Below are 25,175 nucleotides of genomic sequence, written 5' to 3' on the forward strand. Positions count from 1 at the left end.
TTGAGGTGCAAAGTGTTTAAAAAATGTCTTCCGCTTTTACTGCTGTGTGCAGCGCCTGTCTTCGCCAAACCTGTACTGACCGTCTATACCTACGACTCGTTCGCAGCTGACTGGGGCCCGGGCCCAACAATCAAAAAAGCCTTTGAAGCTGACTGCAATTGCGAGCTGAAACTGGTCGCGCTGGAAGATGGCGTCTCGCTGCTTAACCGCCTGCGCATGGAAGGAAAAAACAGCAAAGCCGACGTCGTGCTGGGTCTGGATAACAACCTTCTGGAAGCCGCCACACAAACCAAACTGTTTGCCAAAAGTGGTGTAACCAACGACACCGTTAACGTACCCGGCGGCTGGAAAAACGATACCTTCGTGCCGTTTGACTACGGTTATTTCGCCTTCGTTTATGATAAGAACAAGCTGAAGAATCCGCCCAAAAGCCTGAAAGAACTGGTAGAGAGCGACCAAAAATGGCGCGTCATTTATCAGGATCCACGCACCAGCACGCCAGGTCTGGGTCTGCTGCTATGGATGCAGAAAGTCTATGGTGATAAAGCGCCAGAGGCGTGGCAGAAACTGGCAGCCAAAACCGTCACCGTCACCAAGGGCTGGAGCGAAGCCTACGGCCTGTTCCTGAAAGGTGAAAGCGATCTGGTGCTCAGCTACACCACCTCTCCGGCCTATCACATCATCGCCGAGAAAAAAGACAACTACGCCGCCGCTAATTTTAGCGAAGGCCACTATTTGCAGGTGGAAGTCGCCGCCCGTACCGCGGCCAGCAAGCAGCCGGAACTGGCCGAGAAATTCCTGAAGTTCATGGTGTCTCCTGCATTCCAGAATGCGATTCCGACCGGCAACTGGATGTATCCCGTGACGCAAGTCGCCCTGCCGTCAGGATTCGAGCAACTGAATAAACCGACCACCGCGCTGGAATTTACGCCGCAGCAGGTTGCGGCTCAACGTCAGGCATGGATTAGCGAATGGCAACGCGCCGTCAGCCGTTAATCCCCGGCTGGCTGGTTCCAGGGCTTACCGCCGCCACGCTGATGGTGGCCGTTGCCCTGGCCGCGTTTCTGGCACTGTGGTTTAACGCCCCGCAGGGAGAGTGGTCCTCGCTGTGGCAAGATGACTACCTGTGGCACGTGGTGCGCTTTTCTTTCTGGCAGGCTTTTCTATCCGCTGTGCTGTCGGTTGTCCCGGCGATTTTCCTTGCCAGAGCGCTCTATCGCCGCCGTTTTCCAGGACGTCTGGCGCTGCTGCGCCTGTGCGCCATGACATTAATCCTGCCGGTGCTGGTCGCGGTCTTCGGTATTCTTAGCGTCTACGGTCGCCAGGGTTGGCTGGCCTCACTCTGGCATGTCTTCGGGCTGGAATGGACCTTTTCGCCTTACGGTTTGCAGGGCATTCTGCTGGCGCACGTCTTTTTCAATCTGCCGATGGCCAGCCGCCTGCTGTTACAATCGCTGGAGAGTATTCCCGGCGAACAGCGGCAGTTAGCCGCTCAGTTGGGTATGCGTGGCTGGCATTTCTTCCGTTTTGTTGAATGGCCGTGGCTGCGTCGTCAGATCCTGCCCGTCGCAGCACTCATCTTTATGCTGTGCTTCGCCAGCTTCGCCACCGTTCTGTCGCTGGGCGGCGGGCCACAGGCCACGACCATCGAGCTGGCTATCTATCAGGCGCTGAATTTTGATTACGATCCTGCCCGCGCAGCCATGCTGGCGTTGATCCAGATGGTTTGTTGTTTGGCGCTGGTGCTTCTCAGTCAACGTCTGAGCCGCGCGATTGCTCCCGGTGCTACCCTGGTACAAGGCTGGCGCGATCCTGACGATCGTTTGCACAGCCGCCTGACAGACGCTCTGCTGATTATTCTGGCCCTGCTGCTGTTGTTGCCGCCGCTGCTGGCGGTGATTGTCGATGGCTTTAACCGCCATATTCTGGATGTTCTTAGGCAACCTGTACTGTGGCAGGCGCTGGGAACCTCGCTGCGCATTGCGCTGGCGGCAGGAGCGTTGTGCATTGTACTCACCATGATGCTGTTATGGAGCAGCCGTGAACTACGTGCCCGACAGCAGGTGCTGGCAGGTCAAATGCTGGAGCTGAGCGGCATGATGATCCTCGCCATGCCGGGTATCGTGCTGGCAACCGGCTTCTTTCTGCTGCTCAATAACACTATTGGGCTTCCCGAATCTGCCGACGGCATTGTCATTTTTACCAATGCGCTGATGGCGATCCCTTATGCTTTGAAGGTGCTGGAAAACCCAATGCGTGACGTCACTGCGCGCTATAGTATGTTGTGCCAGTCGTTGGGCATTGAGGGATGGTCGCGGCTGAAAGTGGTTGAACTGCGCGCCCTGAAGCGCCCGCTGGCACAGGCGATGGCGTTTGCCTGCGTGCTGTCGATTGGCGATTTTGGCGTAGTGGCGTTATTTGGTAATGAAGATTTCCGCACCCTGCCGTTTTATTTATATCAGCAGATTGGCTCTTATCGCAGTCAGGATGGCGCAGTTACGGCGTTATTACTGCTGATCCTGTGCTTTACGCTGTTTACCGTTATTGAGAAATTGCCGGGTCGAAATGTTAAAACTGATTGATATCACATGGCTTTATCACCATCTGCCCATGCGCTTTACGCTGTCGGTCGCGCGCGGTGAGCAGATAGCGATACTCGGGCCCAGCGGCGCCGGGAAAAGTACGCTGCTGAATCTGATTGCCGGCTTTCTCACGCCTGCCAGCGGTAACATGGTGATTGACGGTGAAGATCACACCACGACACCACCCTCGCGCCGTCCTGTTTCTATGCTGTTTCAGGAAAACAACCTGTTCAGCCATCTGAGCGTACAGCAAAACATCGGCCTTGGCCTGAATCCTGGATTGAAGCTTAACGCATCGCAGCGGGAGAAAATACTCCACATCGCCCAGCAAATGGGGATCGACTCTCTGCTGGAACGTCTCCCCGGTGAGCTTTCCGGCGGACAGCGGCAGCGCGTGGCGCTGGCGCGTTGTCTGGTGCGGGAGCAACCTATTTTACTGCTTGATGAACCGTTCTCTGCACTTGATCCCGCGCTGCGCCAGGAGATGCTAACGCTGGTGGCCGAAGTCTGTCGCGAGAAGCAGCTGACGTTACTGATGGTTTCCCACAGCGTAGAAGATGCGGCGCGAATTGCGCCCCGCTCGATTGTGGTCGCCGACGGGCGCATCGCCTGGCAGGGCGATACGGACAATCTGTTAAGCGGCAACGCTAGCGCCTCGGCGCTATTGGGCATTAAAGCATAATGCGTTGCCGGATGACTGCGTGAACGCCTTATCCGGCCTACATAATGTGCGACCTGTAGGCCGGATAAGGCGAAGCCGCCATCCGGCAAAGGAATCGTCAGTAACCCACCACTTTGCGCAGAATATCGATATACACCGGCATCAGCGGATGGCGCAGTAACGCCACCAGCGCGACCACGCCGATCCCGAGCGTCAACGGCGCCAGATACAGCAAACGGCTGCGGGGGAAATACGCCGTTAAGCGATCGACAGCCGCTTTGCCACTGCGCCATAGCCGCCAGCAAAACCAGCCGCCAACCCAGAGCAACACCGCCGTCGCCAGCAGCAACCATTTGAAATCCCCGCTCTGCATATCAGAAGGAATATCAATTGCCGCTCCCGCCAGGATCCCCGGCAGGAAGTAGAACGGTGGCCACAGCACGCAGCCGATAATATTCGGGACGATAAATTTAGCGACAGGCAGATCCAGCATGCCTGCTACCATCGGCACCAGCGGACGCGTCGGTCCGACAAAACGCCCCACCAGAATAGTAAACATGCTGTGCTGATGCAGGGCGTGCTCGGTTTTATCCAGCAACGCCTTGTTCTTTTTCATGAACGACCAACGGTGCAATGGCTTTTTAAAGCGCCAGCCCAACCAAAAAGAGATCCAGTCCCCCAATAAGCAACCTATAATGCCCGCAAGCCAGGCATGCCAGAAGTTCAGTTCGCCGCTGCCAATCAGCGCCCCCAGCCCCGCCATCATCACGGTCCCGGGTAGAATCAGGCCAACCAGCGCCAGCGACTCCAAAAAAGCCACCAGAAGTACGGCGATCAGAGAGTACAGGGCGGACTGGAGAATAAAGTGTTCCAGCAATGCTTGCATAATGTGTCCGTCAAATTTACGAAGCAGGGATTTTGATAACCCCTCTCAACTTCGTCAAGCCATCAATTGTCTGAATAGATTGCGAGTTATGACAACTTTCAGGATACATCATTCACTTTTTATTCACATCCAGCGCGAAACTCGCTCGGACTGGCGCCGGTACATTTTTTGAAAACACGAGAGAAATAGAGCTGGTCGTCAAAACCAACATTGCGACCTACGGTGGCAATGGGCATACGTGTGGTACTCAGTAATAGCTTCGCCTGGCTGATGCGCTGGTCCTCGCGCCAGCTTAATACGCTGATACCTAACTGCTGACGGAACAGATGCGACAAACGGGAAGGCGACAGGCAGACGTGCTGCGCGACGCTGGCGATATCAAAATTGCTGTCCGCCAGGTGATCGCTGATGTACTGGCAGGCATCGCGGACGCGGTTGTCCATGGGCGGGTGTAGCGATTCATTGATGGCTTCCATACGTCGGAGCAACAACTGTTCCAGTAAATTAATCGCCAGCAGTTCGGAATAACGACCTTCTCCCTGCCCGGCGTTAATTATCTGCCCAAACAGCTCGTTAAAATGCGGCTGATGCGCTTCATCCGGGCGGAAAAAACCGGTCTGGGCAAAAATGGCTGGCCAGGTCAGCCACTCCTGCCAGTAGGCGCGCGGGCGAAAGTAAACCCACTGGTGATACCACTCGCTGGCGTCAGGGTGGCGTCCGTAGTGGTGAATTTCTCCGGGTGGAAACAACAGAATATCGCCAGGCCGACAGACAAACTGCTTGCCCTGATTATTGATAACCCCTTCACCACGGATGGTGAGATTGAGGATATAACCCTTCATACCCAGCGGCCTGTCGATAAAAAAATCCAGGTATCCGTTCGCCTCAATGGGGGTTAATCCGGCCACCAAATGCGCGTTAAACGAATAACCTGGCAACAGGGGATCGTTTTGCGTTTCAGCCATAATTTCAATACTCCCTATGTCCTGCCAAGAAACAATTTGTCCATATTACGCCAGACATCATCGCTGTCGCCCCTGCGGGCCGCTGTATTTGCGGTAATGGACCACCAATCCCGCTTGTGAAAAGCTCTTTGTAAAAAACATGTACTACGCCAACGTCAAAATCGGCTAACAAAAGTGTCTATAACTACGGCAGAAATGTCCACATTGATTATTTGCACAGCGTCACACTTTGTGATGCCACAGCATTTTAATCCATAAGATTAGCGGATCCTGCCTGACGGTTTTTATCGCTACTCACTACTGTTTATCCATACCCGTATTTTTGGATGGAGTAAGACGATGGCGATTGCAATTGGCCTCGATTTTGGTAGTGATTCAGTACGCGCTTTGGCGGTGGAATGTGCCACCGGCGAAGAGATCGCCACCAGCGTTGAGTGGTATCCACGTTGGCAGGAAGGGCAGTATTGCGATGGCCCAAACAACCAGTTTCGCCATCATCCGCGCGACTACATTGAATCCATGGAAGCGGCGCTGAAAACCGTATTGGCCGAACTGAGCGCTGAACAGCGCGCGGAAGTGGTCGGGATCGGCGTTGACAGTACCGGCTCAACCCCGGCGCCCATCGATGCAGACGGTAACGTACTGGCACTGCGTCCGGAGTTCGCGGAAAACCCGAATGCAATGTTTGTCCTGTGGAAAGATCACACCTCAGTAGAAGAAGCTGAAGAAATCACCCGCCTGTGCCACACACCGGGCAAGATCGATTACTCCCGCTATATCGGCGGCATTTATTCCAGCGAATGGTTCTGGGCCAAAATCCTGCATGTAACTCGTCAGGACCATGCGGTAGCCGAAGCTGCGGTCTCGTGGATTGAGCTATGCGATTGGGTTCCGGCCCTGCTCTCCAACACCGTACGCCCACAGGATATTCGTCGCGGTCGCTGCAGCGCCGGACATAAATCCCTGTGGCATGAAAGCTGGGGTGGTCTGCCGCCAGCCAGTTTCTTTGACGAACTCGACCCCATCCTCAACCGCCATCTGCAATACCCAATGTTTACCGATACCTTCACCGCGGATCTGCCGGTTGGCACCCTGTGCGCTGAGTGGGCACAGCGCCTGGGGCTACCGGAAAGCGTGGTGATTGCAGGCGGTGCTTTTGACTGCCATATGGGCGCGGTTGGCGCAGGCGCACAGCCTAACACGCTGGTGAAAGTCATCGGCACGTCGACCTGCGACATTCTGATTGCCGACAAGCACAGCGTCGGCGAACGCGCGGTGAAAGGCATATGCGGCCAGGTTGATGGCAGCGTGGTACCTAGTTTTATTGGCCTCGAAGCTGGCCAGTCTGCATTCGGTGATATCTATGCCTGGTTTAGCCGCGTGCTGAGCTGGCCTCTGGAACAGCTTGCCGCACAGCATCCGGAACTGCAGCCCCAGATTAAAGCCAGTCAAAAACAGCTGCTGCCTGCACTCACTGAAGCATGGGCGAAAAATCCATCGCTGGAGCATCTCCCGGTGGTGCTCGACTGGTTCAACGGTCGCCGTACGCCCAATGCCAACCAGCGTTTGAAAGGGGTAATTACCGATCTGAACCTGGCAACTGACGCGCCAGCGCTGTTCGGTGGGCTGATTGCCGCCACGGCCTTTGGCGCACGCGCCATAATGGAATGCTTCACCGAACAAGGCATTGCTGTTAACAACGTAATGGCGCTTGGCGGTATCGCGCGCAAGAACCCGGTCATCATGCAGGCCTGCTGTGACGTGCTGAACCGCCCGCTACAGATTGTCGCTTCAGACCAGTGCTGCGCACTCGGTGCGGCTATCTTTGCTGCCGTTGCCGCGAAAGTACACGCCGATATCCCAGCCGCTCAGCAGCAAATGGCAAGCGCCGTGGAAAACACGCTGCAACCTCGCCCAGAGCAGGCTCAACGTTTTGAACAACTCTACCGCCGCTATCAGCAGTGGGCGGTAAGCGCTGAACAACAATACCTTCCGACTGCCGCTCCGGCGCAACAAGCCCCGGTAGACCTGGCAACCCTGACACATTAAGGACACGACAATGACGATTTTTGATAACTATGAAGTGTGGTTTGTGATTGGTAGCCAGCATCTGTATGGCCCTGAAACCCTGCGTCAGGTAACCCAACATGCGGAGCACGTCGTTAACGCACTGAATACTGAAGCCAAACTGCCCTGTAAGCTGGTATTAAAACCGCTGGGCACTTCCCCTGACGAGATTACCGCTATCTGTCGTGACGCTAACTACGACGATCGCTGTGCAGGGATGGTGGTCTGGCTGCATACCTTCTCCCCGGCCAAAATGTGGATCAACGGCCTGACTATCCTTAATAAACCGCTACTTCAGTTCCACACCCAGTTCAACGCCGCCCTGCCGTGGGACAGCATTGATATGGACTTTATGAACCTGAACCAAACCGCGCACGGCGGTCGTGAGTTCGGCTTTATCGGCGCACGTATGCGTCAGCAGCACGCCGTGGTCACCGGTCACTGGCAGGACAAACAGGCACACGAACGCATCGGCTCCTGGATGCGCCAGGCCGTGTCCAAACAGGACACTCGCCATCTGAAAGTCTGCCGTTTTGGCGACAACATGCGCGAAGTTGCGGTCACAGATGGCGATAAAGTCGCTGCGCAGATCAAGTTCGGTTTCTCGGTAAACACCTGGGCCGTGGGCGATCTGGTGCAGGTCGTGAACGCAATTAGCGACGGCGAAATCAACGCGCTAATCGATGAGTATGAAAGCACTTACACCATGACGGCGGCGACGCAAGTCCACGGTGAAAAACGTCAGAACGTCCTGGAAGCTGCCCGTATTGAACTGGGGATGAAGCGCTTCCTGGAACAGGGTGGATTCCACGCCTTCACCACCACATTTGAAGATTTACACGGCCTGAAACAGCTTCCGGGTCTGGCCGTACAGCGTCTGATGCAGCAAGGCTATGGCTTTGCGGGCGAAGGCGACTGGAAAACCGCCGCTCTGCTTCGCATCATGAAGGTGATGTCAACCGGTCTGCAGGGCGGCACCTCATTTATGGAGGATTACACCTACCACTTCGAGAAAGGCAACGATCTGGTACTCGGTTCGCACATGCTGGAAGTTTGCCCGTCCATCGCGGTGGAAGAGAAACCGATCCTCGACGTACAGCACCTCGGCATTGGTGGTAAAGACGATCCCGCCCGTCTGATCTTCAACACCAAAGCCGGCCCGGCCGTGGTTGCCAGCCTGATCGATCTCGGCGATCGTTTTCGCCTGCTGGTTAACTGCATCGACACGGTACAAACACCGCACTCCCTGCCGAAACTGCCTGTAGCTAACGCGCTGTGGAAAGCTCAACCCGATCTGCCGACCGCATCTGAAGCATGGATCCTGGCCGGTGGCGCGCACCACACCGTGTTCAGCCACGCGCTGGATCTGAACGATATGCGCCAGTTCGCTGAAATGCACGATATCGAGATCGCTGTGATCGATAACGATACCCGCCTGCCGGCCTTTAAGGACGCGCTGCGCTGGAACGAAGTGTATTACGGGTTCAAACGTTAATTGTCGAAACGGATTGCCCGGTGGCATTTCATTTACCGGGCCTACAAATCACCGTAGGCCGGATAAGCGAAGCGCCATCCGGCATTCAGGAGTTAACATGCTAGAAGATCTTAAACGTCAGGTACTGGAAGCCAATCTGGCGTTGCCTAAGCACAATCTGGTCACCCTGACCTGGGGGAACGTCAGCGCCGTCGATCGCGAGCGCGACGTGTTTGTGATTAAACCTTCCGGGGTCGATTACAGCGTAATGACCGCAGACGATATGGTGGTAGTCAGTATCGCCACGGGTGAAGTAGTCGAAGGCCAGAAGAAGCCCTCTTCCGACACCCCAACGCACCGACTGCTGTATCAGGCATTCCCGACCATTGGCGGTATTGTTCATACCCACTCGCGTCACGCGACAATCTGGGCGCAGGCGGGTCAGTCGATTCCGGCCACGGGTACCACCCATGCGGACTATTTCTACGGTTCGATTCCCTGCACACGGAAAATGACCGACGAAGAAATCAACGGCGAATATGAATGGGAAACCGGCAATGTGATCGTTGAAACCTTTGAGAAACAAGGTATTGACGCCTCGCAGATGCCTGGCGTGCTAGTGCACTCTCACGGTCCGTTTGCCTGGGGAAAAAATGCCGAAGATGCAGTGCATAACGCCATCGTGCTGGAAGAAGTCGCCTACATGGGGATCTTCTGTCGCCAGCTCGCGCCGCAATTGCCAGATATGCAACAAACCCTGCTAGATAAGCATTACCTGCGTAAACACGGTGCTAAAGCCTACTACGGGCAGTAACCTTTATATAAGCGCGTTTTGATCGTCGCGCGCTTTATTTCTACTCGGCTATATATTCAGCAAAAGCACTTTGATAAACACAGTTATTAGAAGAAACATACTCAATCACATTGTCATAATTCCCATGAGTTTCCTCTCCTTCCAGTGAATGGAAGAAAATATAATCTGTTATCGTTGACTGCCATTTCTGCCCACACAACAAATAATTAATTACCGTATCACGATGACCATTTCTTCTGTCATGCCCCTGCCAGTGAAAAAAAGCGTTTCCACTTTCAATTATTTCAGTCCGCCAAATTTGTCCGGTCCATGTTTTGTACTCAATATATTTGCTCACAGTTTTAATTAATGGGTTTGATAGCTGAGTATTAACAAATAGATAGTGCTGGTATCCAGGCAAAATTGCCTGAGTATAAACATTCATAAAAACACCATCTCATCACTTTCCCGGATATGTATTAAGAAGCACCCGAACAGTAAGCTGAAAATAAATTATATCCCGAGATAAAAACCAAATTCTACAGAGAGATTCCCGACGAATTCGAACTGAAAATCCGTTTCTATTCGGCAATAAATACGATTAAATATATATTATATTTCAAACTCATATCCGGATGCTTCGAATAAAATCTTTACATCAACCATTAATAAACACAAATAAAAAAAGTAACTTTTCCTGAATCCGAGAAAGATGTAGCAAAAATAAATAAGCACAAATCCGAAAAACAGCAAACATCCGATAATGGACTTTATAATATCAATTCAATACATAACCCAGATGGACAATCGCCATTTAAAACAACAGCCACACCAATAAAATAGTTCACTGCAACTCGTCTTAGGCACGATATTCATATATTAAATACGAAGATAACCCAGGCTGACACAACACATTTTTTACTCAGAGACGCTTTTTACTCCAGCGGGTACCGCGTCTTACGTCGAATAACTGTACAAAATAACAGTACAATCATGTAAACCAGGCTATAATAGTGTCTGGCTTTTTGACGGATACACAGCGTGGCGCAGGCAGGCTTTATTCTAACCCGACACTGGCGGGACACTCCGCAGGGAACTGAGGTCTCATTCTGGCTGGCTACAGACGATGGGCCGCTGCAGGTCACGCTTGCGCCTCAGGAGTCAGTCGCGTTTATTCCCACCAGTCAGGTTCCTCGCGTCACGTCATTATTACGCACTGAAAACGGCTATCGCCTGACGCCTCTTCAGTTGCAAGACTTCCACCGCCAGCCCGTTTCCGGCCTGTATTGCCGCTCACATCGCCAGCTTATGCGGCTGGAAAAACTGCTGCGCGAAAACGCAGTCACCGTCTACGAAGCTGACGTACGGCCGCCGGAGCGGTATCTGATGGAGCGCTTTATCACCTCCCCTGTTTGGGTCGAAGGCGACAGACATGACGAAATGCTGGTTAATGCCCGCCTGAAGCCGAACCCTGACTATCGACCACCGCTAAAATGGGTATCGCTGGATATCGAAACCACGCGCCACGGCGAACTCTACTGCATCGGTCTTGAGGGCTGTGGGCAGCGTATTGTCTATATGCTCGGCCCGGCAAACGGTGACGCCTCTGCGCTGGATTTTGAACTTGAGTACGTTGCAAGCCGCCCGCAGTTGTTGGAAAAGCTCAATGACTGGATTGCCCGTCACGATCCTGATGTGATAATCGGCTGGAACGTCGTGCAATTCGATTTACGCGTCCTGCAAAAGCACGCCGAACGTTACCGCATTCCCCTGCGTTTTGGTCGTGACAATAGCGAGCTGGAGTGGCGCGAGCATGGCTTCAAAAACGGCGTGTTCTTCGCGCAGGCTAAAGGTCGCCTGATTATCGACGGCATTGAGGCGCTCAAATCCGCATTCTGGAATTTCTCGTCATTTTCGCTGGAGACGGTGTCGCAGGAGCTACTGGGCGAAGGGAAGTCAATTGATAATCCCTGGGACAGGATGGACGAAATCGATCGCCGGTTTGCCCAGGATAAGCCCGCGCTCGCCACCTACAATCTCAAAGACTGTGAGTTGGTCACGCGTATTTTTCATAAAACCGAGATCATGCCATTTCTGCTTGAGCGATCGACGGTCAACGGTCTGCCGGTCGACCGGCACGGTGGTTCAGTTGCCGCCTTCGGACATCTCTACCTGCCACGAATGCACCGGGCGGGGTATGTGGCACCGAACCTGGGTGAAGTCCCCGCTCACGCCAGCCCCGGTGGCTACGTGATGGACTCGCGCCCCGGCTTATACGACTCGGTACTGGTGCTGGATTACAAAAGCCTGTACCCCTCAATAATACGTACTTTTTTAATCGATCCGGTGGGGCTTATCGAAGGAATGGCGCAGCCGGATCCGGAGCACAGCACCGAAGGGTTCCTTGACGCCTGGTTCTCACGTGAAAAGCACTGCCTGCCGGAAATCGTGACCCGGATCTGGCATGGTCGCGATGAAGCAAAACGCCGCGGCAATAAGCCGCTCTCGCAGGCGCTGAAAATCATCATGAACGCATTTTACGGCGTGCTGGGAACCACCGCCTGTCGCTTTTTCGACCCGAGACTGGCCTCGTCCATTACCATGCGCGGTCATGCGATCATGCGCCAGACCAAAGCACTGATTGAAGCTCAGGGCTACGACGTTATCTATGGCGATACCGACTCGACCTTTGTCTGGCTGAAAAAGGCGCACTCAGAAGACGATGCCGCCCGGATTGGCCGTGAGCTGGTGAGCTATGTCAACGACTGGTGGGCGCAGTCGCTGAAGCAACAAAACCTGACCAGTGCGCTGGAGCTGGAATTTGAAACCCATTTTTGTCGCTTTCTGATGCCGACCATTCGCGGTGCAGATACCGGCAGTAAAAAACGCTATGCAGGGATGATTCAGGACGGCGCTGAGCAACGTATGGTGTTTAAGGGACTTGAAACGGTACGAACCGACTGGACGCCGCTGGCCCAACAGTTTCAGCAGGAGCTATACCTGCGAATTTTTCGTAACGAACCTTATCAGGAGTTTGTTCGCGAGACTATTGACCGTCTGATGGCCGGTGAAATGGATGAACAACTGGTGTACCGCAAGCGCCTGCGCCGCCCGTTAAGCGAATACCAGCGAAATGTTCCACCACACGTGCGTGCCGCGCGCCTCGCCGATGAGCAGAATGTAAAGCTGGGGCGTCCACCGCAGTATCAAAATCGCGGAACCATAAAATATGTCTGGACGGTCAATGGCCCAGAACCTGTTGATTATCAGCTATCTGTGCTCGATTACGAGCATTATCTGACACGCCAGATCCAACCCGTTGCCGAGGGAATTCTTCCCTTTATTGACGATAATTTTGCTACACTACTCACAGGGCAACTGGGGTTATTTTGACGCGTGACGAAACCGTCGCCATCCAGTACCATAGCGCCCTTTCCATTCCTGGACCCCAATACACTTGCTGCCACTTTACTCTGGCAGAGGGTGAGTATTGCCTGCAACTAAAGATATAGAGCCGAACATATATGCCTTTTACACTTGGTCAACGCTGGATCAGCGATACAGAAAGCGAATTGGGACTTGGTACCGTTGTCGCCATGGATGCGCGAACCGTCACATTACTTTTCTCATCGACGGGCGAAAACCGTCTGTATGCGCGCAGTGATTCCCCCGTGACCCGCGTGATGTTCAATCCAGGCGATACGATAACAAGCCATGAAGGCTGGCAACTGCATGTCGATGAAGTAAAAGAAGAAAACGGCCTGCTTGCCTATATCGGAACCCGCCTGGATACCGAAGAAACCGGTGTCATGCTGCGTGAAGTACTACTCGACAGCAAACTGGTATTCAGCAAACCACAAGATCGCCTGTTTGCCGGCCAGATTGACCGCATGGATCGCTTTGCTCTGCGCTATCGCGCGCGTAAATTTCAGAGCGAACAATACCGTATGCCGTGGAGTGGTTTGCGTGGTCAACGTACCAGCCTGATTCCTCACCAGCTGAACATTGCCCATGATGTTGGCCGTCGTCATGCCCCTCGCGTTTTACTGGCAGACGAAGTGGGTTTAGGTAAAACCATTGAAGCCGGGATGATCCTGCATCAACAGCTGCTGTCAGGCGCCGCAGAGCGCGTGCTGATCATCGTGCCGGAGACATTACAGCACCAGTGGCTGGTCGAAATGCTGCGTCGCTTCAACCTGCGTTTTGCCCTGTTTGATGATGAGCGTTATGCAGAAGCGCAGCACGACGCCTACAACCCGTTTGAAACCGAACAACTGGTCATCTGCTCGCTGGACTTTGCCCGTCGCAGTAAACAGCGCCTGGAGCATCTGTGTGACGCCGAATGGGATCTGCTGATCGTCGATGAAGCGCATCACCTGGTGTGGAGCGAAGACGCGCCCAGCCGCGAATATATGGCCATTGAACAACTGGCAGAACGTGTGCCGGGCATCCTGCTGCTAACCGCTACACCGGAGCAGCTGGGCATGGAAAGTCACTTTGCTCGTCTGCGCCTGCTGGACCCCAGCCGTTTCCACGATTTCGCCCAGTTTGTTGAAGAGCAAAAAAATTATCGTCCGGTCGCCGACGCCGTCGCTATGTTACTGGCAGGCAACAAGCTGAGTAACAGTGAGCTGAACATGTTAGGCGACATGATTGGCGAGCAGGACATTGAGCCGCTATTGCAAGCGGCAAACAGCGACAGCGAAGATGCCCAGAGCGCGCGTCAGGAGCTGGTTTCGATGCTGATGGACCGCCATGGCACCAGCCGCGTGCTGTTCCGTAACACCCGTAATGGTGTGAAAGGCTTCCCAAAACGCGAGCTGCACACCATCAAGCTGCCGCTGCCGACCCAATACCAGACGGCGATTAAAGTCTCCGGCATTATGGGTGCGCGTAAAAGCGCGGAAGACCGGGCGCGCGATATGCTCTACCCGGAACAGATTTATCAGGAATTCGAAGGCGATACCGGCACCTGGTGGAACTTTGACCCGCGCGTGGAATGGCTGATGGGCTATCTGACCAGCCACCGCTCGCAAAAAGTATTAGTTATCTGTGCAAAAGCCACCACCGCGCTTCAACTGGAGCAGGTCCTGCGCGAGCGCGAAGGTATCCGTGCTGCCGTGTTCCATGAAGGGATGTCGATCATTGAGCGTGACCGCGCCGCAGCCTGGTTTAGTGAAGAAGATAGCGGCGCTCAGGTAATGCTGTGTTCTGAAATCGGCTCCGAAGGGCGTAACTTCCAGTTCGCCAGCAATCTGGTGATGTTTGACCTGCCGTTCAACCCGGACCTGCTGGAACAGCGTATTGGCCGTCTGGACCGTATTGGTCAGGCGCATGATATTCAGATCCACGTCCCGTACCTGGAAAAAACCGCACAATCCGTGCTGGTGCGCTGGTACCACGAAGGTCTGGATGCGTTCGAACACACCTGCCCGACCGGCCGTACCATCTACGACACGGTCTATAACAATCTGATCGGCTACCTGGCTGAACCAGAAAATACCGATGGCTTTGACGATCTGATCAAAACCTGTCGCGAACAACATGACGCGCTGAAAGCTCAGCTGGAGCAAGGTCGTGATCGTCTGCTCGAGATCCACTCTAACGGCGGTGAAAAAGCGCTGGCACTGGCTGAGAGTATTGAAGAACAGGACGATGATACCAGCCTGATCGCCTTCGCCATGAACCTGTTTGATATCGTTGGTATTAATCAGGATGACCGTGGTGACAATTTGATCGTGCTGACACCGTCCGATCATATGCTGGTGCCAGATTTCCCTGGATTGCCGGAAGATGGCTGCACCATTACGTTTGAGCGTGATGTCGCTCTGTCGCGTGAAGACGCTCAGTTTATTACCTGGGAGCATCCGTTAATCCGTAATGGTCTGGATCTTATCCTCTCTGGCGACACCGGCAGCAGCACCATTTCGTTGTTGAAAAACAAAGCATTGCCGGTCGGAACTCTGTTGGTTGAGCTGGTGTATGTGGTTGAAGCGCAAGCGCCGAAACAGCTGCAGCTGAACCGCTTCCTGCCGCCAACGCCGGTACGTATGCTGCTGGATAAAAACGGCAATAACCTCGCTGCACAGGTTGAGTTCGAAACCTTTAACCGTCAGCTCAGCGCCGTTAACCGCCACACCGGCAGTAAACTGGTCAACGCCGTGCAGCAGGACGTTCATGCTATTCTGCAACTCGGTGAAGCACAGGTGGAAAAATCAGCCCGCGCGCTGATCGACGCGGCGCGTAAAGAAGCGGACGAAAAACTGACTGCGGAACTCTCCCGTCTGGAAGCGCTGCGTGCCGTTAACCCGAACATCCGTGATGACGAACTCAGCGCAATTGAAAGCAACCGTCAGCAGGTGATGGAAAGCCTGGATCAGGCGGGCTGGCGTCTGGATGCCCTGCGCCTGATCGTCGTGACGCATCAGTAACGGAGCCATACATGGGGATGGAAAACTACAATCCGCCGCAGGAACCCTGGTTGGTCATCCTGTATCAGGATGAGCACATTATGGTGGTCAACAAGCCGAGCGGTTTATTGTCTGTGCCGGGTCGTCTGGATGAGCACAAAGACAGCGTGATGACGCGTATCCAGCGCGATTATCCGCAGGCTGAATCCGTACATCGTCTGGATATGGCCACCAGCGGCGTGATTGTAGTCGCGCTAACCAAAGCGGCAGAGCGCGAGCTAAAACGCCAGTTTCGCGAGCGCGAACCGAAAAAACAGTATGTTGCACGCGTCTGGGGGCATCCCGCTCCGGCCGAGGGTCTGGTTGATTTACCGCTGATTTGCGACTGGCCGAACAGGCCAAAGCAAAAAGTGTGTTATGAGACCGGGAAATCAGCGCAGACAGAGTATGAGGTGGTGGAGTTCGCGGCGGATAACACCTCCCGGGTAGTGCTTAAACCGATTACCGGACGCTCCCACCAGCTGCGTGTGCATATGCTGGCGTTAGGGCATCCAATCCTCGGCGATCGCTTCTATGCTCCGCCTGAAGCGCTGGCGTTGGCGCCCCGCCTGCTGCTGCACGCCGAGATGCTAACCATCACGCATCCCGAATACGGCAACAGTATGACGTTTAAAGTCCCGGCGGATTTTTAAATTCTGAGCCAATTTATGCCGGGGGCGCTTCGCTTGCCCGGCCTACATTCATTACCGTAGGCCGGATAAAGCGCTAGCCGCATCCGGCATAATTATTATTTAAAGCCTTTTTGTTCTTTGATTAACTCGTAAGCCTTCTGGATTTCCTGCGCTTTTTGCTTCGCCATTTCCATCATCTCTGGCGGCAGACCTTTCGCGACCAGTTTGTCCGGATGGTGCTCGCTCATCAGCTTACGGTAAGCGCGCTTTATGGTAGTCGCATCATCGGTCGTTTTCACACCCAGCACATTACAGGCGTCTTCCAGCGTCGGGCCGCGTTGCGCCTGCTGCCAGCTACCGCCGCCAGACTGCTGCTGATATCCGCCGCCAAACTGCGCGCCGCCCTGCATCATGCGCAGGAACTGATCAAATTGGGTACGTGAGATCCCCAACTCTTCAGCAATCACATACAGCACTTCACGCTCATTAGGATGTAACGACCCATCGGCAAATGCCGCCTGGATTTGAATTTCCAGAAACATGCGGATCAGATCGAATCGACCGAAACAGACGCTGCGAAACTGACGCATCTTTTCACGTAATGGATAATTATCCGATTTTCCTACCCGGAAGGCGTGTTGTGCAGCCGTTCGCGAGTCACCGTGCAAATTCATCCGATCCATCAACTGGCTGGCGATATGAATATCGGCTTCCGTGACGCGACCTTTGGATTTGGTCAGATGTCCCATCACCTCAAAAGTGGTGGCAAAAAACAGCGCCTGGCGTTCACGTTGGTTGGCAAACCACGCCATTTTGCGCATGCGGGCTTTGTCGAACATGTGGCCAACTAACAGCCCCAGAACCACACCCCAGAAGCCGCCACCCATCATTAAGGCCACGGCTACACCAATTATCTTTCCCCAATACTGCATAGACTCCCCAAATCTTTATGCTCTCAGCCAGGCTATGTCCCACAATATAAGGTGCTTTTACCGATTTACGGCTGCGGTCAATTGTGGGACATCGCCTATAATTTGCATTATCATACCTGTCATTCAATGCCGTGCCTAACACCACGGATGCCTAAATGGGCAGGATTAACACTAGCGCAGTGAAGATGAGATAAGTTAGGCTGTGACCGTTTGTCACGCGCGACGCTACTGATGATGGAACAATAAATACAACGTATGAAAAAACGTATTCCCACTCTTCTGGCCACCATGATTGCCAGTGCCCTCTATAGCCATCAGGGCCTGGCAGCCGATCTCGCCTCACAGTGTATGCTGGGCGTGCCGAGCTATGACCGTCCTCTGGTACAGGGCGAGACTAATGAATTACCCGTCACCATCAATGCCGACAACGCTAAAGGGAATTATCCCGATGACGCGGTATTTACCGGCAACGTGGACATCGCACAGGGTAACAGCCGCCTGCAGGCCGACGAAGTACAGCTTCATCAGAAGCAGGCTGAAGGCCAGCCGGAGCCAATACGTACCGTCGATGCGCTGGGCAATGTCCATTATGATGACAATCAGGTTATTCTGAAGGGGCCGAAGGGCTGGTCGAATCTGAATACCAAAGATACCAACATCTGGGAAGGTGATTACCAGATGGTGGGCCGTCAGGGACGCGGGAAAGCCGATCTGATGAAACAGCGTGGCGAAAACCGTTATACCATTCTGGAAAACGGTAGCTTTACCTCCTGTCTGCCAGGTTCCGATACCTGGAGCGTCGTCGGTAGCGAAGTGATCCACGACCGTGAAGAACAGGTCGCAGAGATCTGGAACGCCCGTTTTAAACTGGGTCCGGTTCCGGTCTTTTACAGTCCTTATTTACAGTTACCCGTCGGCGATAAGCGCCGTTCCGGTTTTCTGATCCCGAACGCAAAATATTCCACTAATAACTATTTTGAGTTCTACCTGCCGTATTACTGGAACATTGCGCCCAACATGGACGCCACCATCACGCCACATTATATGCACCGTCGTGGCGGGATCATGTGGGAAAACGAATTCCGCTACCTGACGCAAGCAGGTGCGGGCCTGATGGAGTTCGACTATCTGAACTCCGATAAAGTGTATGAGGACGAACATCCGAAGGATGACAATTCACGTCGCTGGCTGTTTTACTGGCAACACTCTGGGGTGATGGACCAGGTGTGGCGTTTCAACGTTGACTATACCAAGGTCAGCGACACCAGCTACTTTAATGATTTCGATAACAAATACGGTTCCAGTACCGACGGCTACGCCACGCAAAAATTCAGCGTCGGCTACGCGGTACAGAACTTTGATGCCACAGTTTCGACCAAGCAGTTCCAGGTCTTCGACGCGCAAAACAGTAACAGCTACTCTGCGCAGCCGCAGTTAGATGTCAACTACTACCAGAATGACGTTGGTCCGTTTGATACCCGTATTTATGGTCAGGCGGTGCACTTCGTTAACACCAACGACAACATGCCGGAAGCGACGCGTGTTCACCTTGAACCGACCATCAATCTGCCATTGTCGAACAACTGGGGAAGTATCAATACCGAAGCAAAACTGCTGGCAACGCACTATCAGCAGACTAATCTGGATTGGTACAACAGCAACCCGCAGAACACCAAGCTCGATGATTCAGCTAACCGCGTCATGCCGCAGTTTAAAGTTGACGGCAAGATGGTGTTTGAGCGTGACATGCAAATGCTGGCGCCGGGTTATACCCAGACGCTGGAGCCGCGCGCGCAGTACCTGTACGTACCGTATCGCGACCAAAGTCATATCTATAACTATGACTCGTCCCTGCTGCAATCCGACTATAGCGGCCTGTTCCGTGACCGTACCTATGGCGGTCTGGACCGCATTGCCTCCGCCAACCAGGTCACGACTGGGGTCACATCTCGCGTTTATGATGACGCAGCCGTTGAACGTTTTAATATATCCGTGGGTCAAATCTACTATTTCACCGAGTCTCGCACCGGCGATGACAACATTAAATGGGAGAATGACGACAAAACGGGCTCACTGGTATGGGCGGGCGATACCTACTGGCGCATCTCCGATCGCTGGGGTTTACGCAGTGGGATCCAGTACGATACCCGTCTGGACAGCGTTGCAACCAGTAGCAGCAGTATCGAATATCGTCGCGACGAAAACCGTATGCTGCAGTTGAACTACCGTTATGCCAGCTCGGAGTATATCCAGGCTACTCTGCCGTCTTACTACTCTACGGCAGAGCAGTATAAAAACGGGATCTCACAGGTGGGCGCAGTGGCAAGCTTCCCAATCGCCGACCGTTGGTCGATTGTTGGCGCTTACTACTTCGATACCAACGTGAACAAAGAAGCAGATTCAATGCTGGGGCTGCAGTACAACTCCTGCTGTTACGCCATTCGCTTCGGTTACGAACGTAAGCTGAACGGCTGGGATAACACCCAGAAACACGCGATTTATGACAACACGATCGGCTTTAATATCGAACTGCGCGGCCTGAGCTCCAACTACGGTCTCGGCACCAACCAAATGTTGCGTTCAAACATTTTGCCGTATCAAAGCTCTTTATGATCTGATTGACTTACAACGTAATCCGCATCGCGGTTAATTGAAATGGAAAAAGTATGAAGAACTGGAAAACGCTGCTTCTCGGTATCGCCATGATCGCGAATACCAGTTTCGCTGCCCCACAGGTAGTCGATAAAGTCGCAGCCGTCGTCAATAACGGCGTCGTTCTCGAAAGCGACGTCGATGGCTTAATGCAGTCAGTAAAACTTAATGCGAGTCAGGCTGGTCAGCAGTTACCGGACGACGCCACGCTGCGTCATCAGATCCTGGAACGTTTGATCATGGATCAAATCCTCCTGCAAATGGGTCAGAAGATGGGTGTTAAAATCTCTGACGAGCAGTTGGATCAGGCTATTGCCAACATCGCCAAGCAGAACAACATGACGCTGGATCAGATGCGCAGTCGTTTGGCACAGGATGGTTTAAGTTATTCGACCTATCGTAGCCAGATCCGCAAAGAGATGACCATCTCTGAAGTGCGTAACAACGAAGTTCGCCGTCGCGTCACCATCCTGCCTCAGGAAGTGGATGCCCTGGCGCAACAGGTAGGCAACCAAAACGATGCCAGCACCGAACTTAACCTGAGCCACATTCTGATCCCATTACCGGAAAACCCAACTTCCGACCAGGTTAACGCGGCTGAAAGCCAGGCACGCTCTGTTGTTGATGAAGCGCGTAACGGTAGCGATTTCGGCAAACTGGCTATTACTTATTCCGCTGACCAGCAGGCGCTGAAAGGCGGCCAGATGGGTTGGGGACGTATTCAGGAGCTGCCGGGTATCTTCGCCCAGGCGTTAAGCACTGCGAAAAAAGGCGATATCATCGGCCCAATTCGTTCAGGTGTCGGCTTCCACATCCTGAAAGTCAATGATATGCGTGGCCAAAGCCAGAGCATCTCCGTGACTGAAGTTCACGCTCGCCATATTCTACTTAAGCCGTCGCCGATCATGACCGATCAGCAGGCGCGTCTGAAGCTGGAACAAATCGCGGCAGATATTAAGAGCGGTAAAACTACCTTCGCGGCAGCCGCTAAAGAGTTTTCTCAGGATCCAGGCTCTGCCAACCAGGGCGGCGATCTGGGTTGGGCTGCAGCGGATATTTTCGACCCAGCTTTCCGCGATGCGCTGACCAAACTTCATAAAGGCCAGATGAGCGCCCCGGTGCACTCCTCTTTCGGTTGGCATCTGATCGAACTGCTGGACACGCGTAACGTTGATAAAACTGACGCGGCGCAGAAAGACAGAGCTTACCGTATGCTGATGAACCGTAAATTCTCGGAAGAAGCAGCAACCTGGATGCAGGAACAGCGCGCCAGCGCTTACGTTAAAGTTCTGAGCAACTAATGGCTCGTACTCAACGTGTTGTTATCACTCCCGGCGAACCCGCCGGGATTGGCCCGGACCTGGTGGTTCAGCTCGCCCAGCGCGATTGGCCTGTAGAACTCGTTGTCTGTGCGGATGCAGGACTTCTCAGTGACCGGGCAGCGATGCTCGGTTTACCGCTTTCACTCCTCCCCTACTCTCCAGATACCCCAGCCAGACCGCAATCAGCAGGCACATTGACGCTGTTACCGGTTGCGCTGCGGGCACCTGCTGTCGCGGGTCAGTTGGCGGTAGAAAACGGGCAATATGTAGTGGATACGCTGGCTCGCGCCTGCGATGGTTGTCTGCAAGGTGAGTTTGCGGCGTTGATCACCGGTCCGGTTCACAAGGGCGTAATCAATGACGCAGGCGTTCCGTTTACCGGGCATACCGAGTTTTTTGAAGAGCGCTCACAGGCAAAGAAAGTTGTTATGATGCTGGCGACCGAAGAGCTGCGCGTTGCCCTGGCAACCACGCATTTGCCGCTCAGAGCCGTTGCCGACGCCATTACGCCCGCCCTGCTTCAGGAAGTGATCGGCATTTTGCATCATGATTTACGCACTAAGTTCGGCATTGCCGATCCACATATTCTGGTGTGCGGTCTTAACCCGCATGCTGGTGAAGGCGGTCATATGGGAACGGAAGAGATAGACACCCTCATTCCGGTACTCGATGAACTGCGTGCGCAGGGGATGAAATTAAACGGCCCGCTGCCCGCAGATACGCTTTTTCAGCCCAAATATCTCGACCACGCGGATGCCGTGCTGGCAATGTACCACGATCAGGGTCTCCCCGTGCTAAAATACCAGGGATTTGGTCGCGGTGTGAATATCACGCTGGGCCTGCCCTTTATTCGCACATCCGTCGATCACGGCACCGCACTTGAACTCGCGGGCCATGGACAAGCAGATGTCGGCAGTTTTATTACGGCGCTTAATCTCGCCATCAAAATGATTGTTAATACCAATGAATAATCGAGTCCATCAGGGCCATTTAGCCCGTAAACGTTTCGGGCAGAACTTCCTCAACGATCAGTTTGTGATCGAAAGTATTGTCTCTGCTATCAACCCGCAGAAAGGTCAGGCTATGGTCGAAATCGGCCCAGGCCTGGCGGCATTGACCGAACCAGTAGGCGAACGTCTGGACAAGCTCACGGTCATTGAACTGGACCGCGATCTGGCAGCACGCTTACAGACACACCCGTTTTTAGGGCCTAAGCTGACGATTTATCAGCAAGATGCTATGACCATGAACTTCGGCGAACTGGCACAAACGATGGGACAGCCGCTGCGTGTATTCGGCAACCTGCCGTACAACATCTCCACGCCACTCATGTTCCATCTTTTTTCCTATACTGATGCCATTGCCGACATGCATTTCATGTTGCAAAAAGAGGTGGTCAATCGTCTGGTTGCAGGGCCAAACAGTAAAGCGTATGGTCGATTAAGCGTCATGGCGCAGTATTACTGCAATGTGATCCCGGTACTTGAAGTGCCGCCATCTGCATTTACGCCTGCGCCTAAAGTCGATTCCGCCGTAGTGCGTCTGGTCCCTCACGCGACGATGCCGTACCCGGTTAAAGATGTTCGTGTGCTGAGCCGTATTACCACCGAAGCGTTTAATCAGCGCCGTAAAACGGTACGTAACAGCCTCGGTAACCTGTTTAGCGTTGAAGTACTGACAGAGCTGGGCGTTGATCCGGCGATGCGAGCGGAAAATATCTCTGTCGCGCAATACTGCCGGATGGCTAACTATCTGTCAGAAAACGCGCCATCGAAGGAGAGTTAAACATGATCAATTCGCCCCGAGTGTGCATTCAGGTACAAAGCGTCTACATTGAGGCGCAATCCTCACCTGATGATGAACGTTACGTTTTTGCTTACACCGTAACTATCCGCAATTTGGGGCGAGCGCCTGTGCAGCTGTTGGGGCGTTATTGGTTAATCACTAATGGTCATGGCCGCGAAACAGAAGTCCAGGGTGAAGGCGTGGTTGGCGTCCAGCCCCATATCGAACCCGGCGAAGAGTACCAGTACACCAGCGGTGCGGTGATTGAAACGCCGCTGGGCACCATGCAGGGTCACTACGAAATGATCGATGAACAAGGCATCGCCTTTACCATCGACATTCCCGTATTCCGACTCGCCGTTCCAACACTCATTCATTAAAACAATAACTATGGCGACATACCTTATTGGCGACGTTCACGGTTGTTACGATGAACTGGTAGCCTTGCTGCATCAGGTAGACTTTAATTCCAAAAAAGATACCCTATGGCTCACCGGCGATCTGGTCGCTCGTGGGCCGGGCTCGCTGGACGTTTTGCGCTACGTGAAATCACTGGGCGACAGCGTGCGGTTGGTATTGGGTAATCACGATTTACACCTGCTGGCCGTATTTGCTGGTATCAGTCGTAATAAACCTAAAGACAGGGTCACATCGCTGCTCGAAGCACCGGATGCCGACGAATTACTTAACTGGCTCCGCCGTCAACCGCTGTTGCAGGTAGACGAAGAGAAGAAGCTGGTGATGGCACATGCCGGTATCACCCCACAGTGGGACCTGCAGACGGCAAAAGACTGTGCTCGCGATGTTGAAGCCGTGTTGTCGAGCGACTCATATCCCTTCTTCCTTGATGCGATGTACGGCGACATGCCCAATAACTGGACCCCGGAACTGACCGGGCTGGCACGCCTGCGTTTTATTACCAACGCCTTTACCCGCATGCGTTACTGCTTCCCCAACGGTCAACTGGATATGTACAGCAAAGAGTCACCAGAAGACGCGCCTGCCCCGCTGAAGCCATGGTTTGCCATTCCTGGACCTGTCAGTGAAGCGTACAGCATTGCATTCGGGCACTGGGCATCGCTGGAAGGCAAAGGCACACCAGAAGGTATTTACGCGCTGGATACGGGGTGTTGCTGGGGAGGCGATCTCACCTGTCTGCGCTGGGAAGACAAACAGTACTTTGTGCAGCCATCAAATCGCCATCTGAATCTGGATCCTGGCGAAGCGGTCAACGCCTGAGAGATTTATGCCTGATGGCGCTACGCTTATCAGGCCTACATCTGGCACAAGAATAGGCCGGATAAGGCGTTTCGCCGCCATCCGGCACTTACAGGATTAACGACGCTCCAGAATCTCGAAGCAGTAGCTGTGAGAGTTTTGCGCGTCGGCATCGTGGAATTCACTGAACACCGACTCCCAGTCATCCGGTTCGTAGTCCGGGAAATGCGTATCCCCTTCGACTTCAGCATCAATGTGCGTCAGATACAGCTTCTGCGCTTTTGGCAGGAACTGCTCATACACGCGCCCACCGCCAATCACCATAATCTCTGGTTCATCACCGCAGGCCGCAATGGCTTCATCAACAGACTTCACCCACTGCACACGATCGTCAGTGCCAGGCTTGCTGCTGATGACGATATTTTTACGCCCAGGTAACGGTCGCCCGATGGATTCCCAGGTGTGGCGTCCCATGACAACCGGCTTGTTTAAGGTATTACGTTTAAACCAGGCGAGATCGGCAGGGAGGTTCCACGGCATGGCGTTCTCCATACCGATGACGCGATCTACCGCTAACGCCGCAATCAGACTGATCATTGAATATTTCCCGGATACAAAAAAATTGTCGCCACTATACGGAAAGCGCAATCTTTCGTCGACTGGCGGAAAGAGGATGAACAGGAAAATTTTCCGTTCTGCTGGCGAACCGACCTATTTAAGGTGGTACGCCAGCATTACAGTAGTTCAAAAACAGCCA

At 53.6% G+C, this 25,175-nt stretch carries 20 protein-coding genes; 15 read left to right on the top strand and 5 right to left on the bottom strand.

All coding sequences use genetic code 11. The features are described from left to right. The first annotated feature begins 12 nt into the window (after positions 1–12). From thiB to thiQ, 3 genes are read left to right on the top strand one after another with little or no spacing between them, the layout of a single operon-like run. Complete coding sequence (gene thiB / locus OGV89_RS15135; RefSeq protein ID WP_003845717.1) at positions 13–996, top strand: thiamine ABC transporter substrate binding subunit; 984 nt, start codon at positions 13–15, stop codon at positions 994–996. After that, complete coding sequence (gene thiP, locus OGV89_RS15140; RefSeq protein ID WP_003845716.1) at positions 972–2,582, top strand: thiamine/thiamine pyrophosphate ABC transporter permease ThiP; 1,611 nt, start codon at positions 972–974, stop codon at positions 2,580–2,582. Before thiB ends, thiP begins: the two co-directional genes overlap by 25 nt. Next, positions 2,566–3,264: a thiamine ABC transporter ATP-binding protein ThiQ gene (gene thiQ / locus OGV89_RS15145; RefSeq protein WP_003845713.1), complete on the top strand. Its 699-nt coding sequence runs from the start codon at positions 2,566–2,568 to the stop codon at positions 3,262–3,264. Before thiP ends, thiQ begins: the two co-directional genes overlap by 17 nt. 97 nt (positions 3,265–3,361) lie before the next feature. On the opposite strand, the gene OGV89_RS15150 is transcribed toward thiQ, so the two are convergent. After that, positions 3,362–4,129: a DedA family protein gene (locus tag OGV89_RS15150; protein WP_003837398.1), complete on the bottom strand. Its 768-nt coding sequence runs from the start codon at positions 4,127–4,129 to the stop codon at positions 3,362–3,364. Positions 4,130–4,248: 119 nt separating this feature from the next. After that, the gene (gene araC / locus OGV89_RS15155; RefSeq protein ID WP_003018834.1) at positions 4,249–5,094 is read right to left on the bottom strand and encodes an arabinose operon transcriptional regulator AraC; all 846 of its coding nucleotides are present in this window, start codon (positions 5,092–5,094) and stop codon (positions 4,249–4,251) included. A gap of 339 nt (positions 5,095–5,433) precedes the next feature. On the opposite strand from araC, the gene araB reads away from it, so the two are divergent. The 3 genes from araB to araD all read left to right on the top strand — a co-directional run bounded on the left by araB (position 5,434) and on the right by araD (position 9,449). Continuing rightward, positions 5,434–7,143 carry a ribulokinase gene (araB, locus tag OGV89_RS15160; protein ID WP_003845711.1) on the top strand — a complete coding sequence of 570 codons (1,710 nt, stop codon included), beginning with the start codon at positions 5,434–5,436 and terminating at the stop codon, positions 7,141–7,143. Positions 7,144–7,153: 10 nt separating this feature from the next. Continuing rightward, entirely contained in the window at positions 7,154–8,656 is a 1,503-nt protein-coding gene (araA, locus tag OGV89_RS15165) for an L-arabinose isomerase (RefSeq protein WP_016149540.1), read from the top strand. A gap of 97 nt (positions 8,657–8,753) precedes the next feature. Continuing rightward, positions 8,754–9,449: an L-ribulose-5-phosphate 4-epimerase gene (araD, locus tag OGV89_RS15170; RefSeq protein ID WP_049002749.1), complete on the top strand. Its 696-nt coding sequence runs from the start codon at positions 8,754–8,756 to the stop codon at positions 9,447–9,449. A 40-nt stretch (positions 9,450–9,489) separates the two neighbouring features. Here araD and OGV89_RS15175 read toward each other — a convergent pair whose 3' ends face one another. Beyond that, the gene (locus OGV89_RS15175; RefSeq protein WP_044699003.1) at positions 9,490–9,873 is read right to left on the bottom strand and encodes a DUF4751 family protein; all 384 of its coding nucleotides are present in this window, start codon (positions 9,871–9,873) and stop codon (positions 9,490–9,492) included. Positions 9,874–10,469: 596 nt separating this feature from the next. Here OGV89_RS15175 and polB point away from each other — a divergent pair. The 3 genes from polB to rluA all read left to right on the top strand — a co-directional run bounded on the left by polB (position 10,470) and on the right by rluA (position 16,530). After that, the gene (gene polB, locus OGV89_RS15180) at positions 10,470–12,821 is read left to right on the top strand and encodes a DNA polymerase II (RefSeq protein ID WP_060855462.1); all 2,352 of its coding nucleotides are present in this window, start codon (positions 10,470–10,472) and stop codon (positions 12,819–12,821) included. Positions 12,822–12,952: 131 nt separating this feature from the next. Continuing rightward, entirely contained in the window at positions 12,953–15,859 is a 2,907-nt protein-coding gene (gene rapA, locus OGV89_RS15185; protein WP_003837386.1) for an RNA polymerase-associated protein RapA, read from the top strand. Positions 15,860–15,870: 11 nt separating this feature from the next. After that, a complete protein-coding gene (gene rluA, locus OGV89_RS15190; protein WP_162648361.1) occupies positions 15,871–16,530 on the top strand; it encodes a bifunctional tRNA pseudouridine(32) synthase/23S rRNA pseudouridine(746) synthase RluA in 660 nt (219 codons plus the stop codon). 95 nt (positions 16,531–16,625) lie between these two features. On the opposite strand, the gene djlA is transcribed toward rluA, so the two are convergent. Beyond that, entirely contained in the window at positions 16,626–17,441 is an 816-nt protein-coding gene (gene djlA / locus OGV89_RS15195) for a co-chaperone DjlA (RefSeq protein WP_003837382.1), read from the bottom strand. Positions 17,442–17,696: 255 nt separating this feature from the next. Between djlA and lptD the strand changes: the two genes are divergently transcribed. From lptD to apaH, 6 genes are read left to right on the top strand one after another with little or no spacing between them, the layout of a single operon-like run. Further along, on the top strand, positions 17,697–20,054 hold the full coding sequence (lptD, locus tag OGV89_RS15200) for an LPS assembly protein LptD (protein WP_016149536.1): 2,358 nt from the start codon (positions 17,697–17,699) through the stop codon (positions 20,052–20,054). Positions 20,055–20,107: 53 nt separating this feature from the next. Next, positions 20,108–21,394 (top strand): peptidylprolyl isomerase SurA, encoded by a 1,287-nt coding sequence (surA, locus tag OGV89_RS15205; RefSeq protein WP_046670923.1) that lies wholly within the window; start codon positions 20,108–20,110, stop codon positions 21,392–21,394. Further along, a complete protein-coding gene (pdxA, locus tag OGV89_RS15210) occupies positions 21,394–22,386 on the top strand; it encodes a 4-hydroxythreonine-4-phosphate dehydrogenase PdxA (RefSeq protein WP_003837378.1) in 993 nt (330 codons plus the stop codon). Before surA ends, pdxA begins: the two co-directional genes overlap by 1 nt. After that, complete coding sequence (rsmA, locus tag OGV89_RS15215) at positions 22,379–23,200, top strand: 16S rRNA (adenine(1518)-N(6)/adenine(1519)-N(6))-dimethyltransferase RsmA (protein WP_003018865.1); 822 nt, start codon at positions 22,379–22,381, stop codon at positions 23,198–23,200. Before pdxA ends, rsmA begins: the two co-directional genes overlap by 8 nt. 2 nt (positions 23,201–23,202) lie before the next feature. After that, positions 23,203–23,580, top strand: a complete 378-nt coding sequence (apaG, locus tag OGV89_RS15220) for a Co2+/Mg2+ efflux facilitator ApaG/CorD (RefSeq protein WP_003018867.1) — start codon at positions 23,203–23,205, stop codon at positions 23,578–23,580. Between the two features lie 10 nt (positions 23,581–23,590). Continuing rightward, the gene (apaH, locus tag OGV89_RS15225; RefSeq protein WP_003018869.1) at positions 23,591–24,439 is read left to right on the top strand and encodes a bis(5'-nucleosyl)-tetraphosphatase (symmetrical) ApaH; all 849 of its coding nucleotides are present in this window, start codon (positions 23,591–23,593) and stop codon (positions 24,437–24,439) included. A gap of 96 nt (positions 24,440–24,535) precedes the next feature. Here apaH and folA read toward each other — a convergent pair whose 3' ends face one another. Then, positions 24,536–25,015, bottom strand: a complete 480-nt coding sequence (gene folA / locus OGV89_RS15230) for a type 3 dihydrofolate reductase (RefSeq protein ID WP_003018873.1) — start codon at positions 25,013–25,015, stop codon at positions 24,536–24,538. Positions 25,016–25,175 lie beyond the last annotated feature (160 nt).

It is taken from the genome of Citrobacter sp. Cf125 (assembly GCF_030333935.1).
Lineage (GTDB): Bacteria > Pseudomonadota > Gammaproteobacteria > Enterobacterales > Enterobacteriaceae > Citrobacter > Citrobacter freundii.

Bases quoted from the DNA above. Each gene is read 5' to 3' on its own strand.
- djlA (WP_003837382.1), bottom strand. From the start codon at position 17,441: ATGCAGTATTGGGGAAAGATAATTGGTGTAGCCGTGGCCTTAATGATG.
- rluA (WP_162648361.1), top strand. From the start codon at position 15,871: ATGGGGATGGAAAACTACAATCCGCCGCAGGAACCCTGGTTGGTCATC.
- folA (WP_003018873.1), bottom strand. From the start codon at position 25,015: ATGATCAGTCTGATTGCGGCGTTAGCGGTAGATCGCGTCATCGGTATG.
- rapA (WP_003837386.1), top strand. From the start codon at position 12,953: ATGCCTTTTACACTTGGTCAACGCTGGATCAGCGATACAGAAAGCGAA.
- apaH (WP_003018869.1), top strand. From the start codon at position 23,591: ATGGCGACATACCTTATTGGCGACGTTCACGGTTGTTACGATGAACTG.
- araD (WP_049002749.1), top strand. From the start codon at position 8,754: ATGCTAGAAGATCTTAAACGTCAGGTACTGGAAGCCAATCTGGCGTTG.
- araC (WP_003018834.1), bottom strand. From the start codon at position 5,094: ATGGCTGAAACGCAAAACGATCCCCTGTTGCCAGGTTATTCGTTTAAC.
- araA (WP_016149540.1), top strand. From the start codon at position 7,154: ATGACGATTTTTGATAACTATGAAGTGTGGTTTGTGATTGGTAGCCAG.
- thiQ (WP_003845713.1), top strand. From the start codon at position 2,566: ATGTTAAAACTGATTGATATCACATGGCTTTATCACCATCTGCCCATG.
- surA (WP_046670923.1), top strand. From the start codon at position 20,108: ATGAAGAACTGGAAAACGCTGCTTCTCGGTATCGCCATGATCGCGAAT.
- thiP (WP_003845716.1), top strand. From the start codon at position 972: ATGGCAACGCGCCGTCAGCCGTTAATCCCCGGCTGGCTGGTTCCAGGG.
- rsmA (WP_003018865.1), top strand. From the start codon at position 22,379: ATGAATAATCGAGTCCATCAGGGCCATTTAGCCCGTAAACGTTTCGGG.
- pdxA (WP_003837378.1), top strand. From the start codon at position 21,394: ATGGCTCGTACTCAACGTGTTGTTATCACTCCCGGCGAACCCGCCGGG.
- apaG (WP_003018867.1), top strand. From the start codon at position 23,203: ATGATCAATTCGCCCCGAGTGTGCATTCAGGTACAAAGCGTCTACATT.
- OGV89_RS15175 (WP_044699003.1), bottom strand. From the start codon at position 9,873: ATGAATGTTTATACTCAGGCAATTTTGCCTGGATACCAGCACTATCTA.
- lptD (WP_016149536.1), top strand. From the start codon at position 17,697: ATGAAAAAACGTATTCCCACTCTTCTGGCCACCATGATTGCCAGTGCC.
- OGV89_RS15150 (WP_003837398.1), bottom strand. From the start codon at position 4,129: ATGCAAGCATTGCTGGAACACTTTATTCTCCAGTCCGCCCTGTACTCT.
- araB (WP_003845711.1), top strand. From the start codon at position 5,434: ATGGCGATTGCAATTGGCCTCGATTTTGGTAGTGATTCAGTACGCGCT.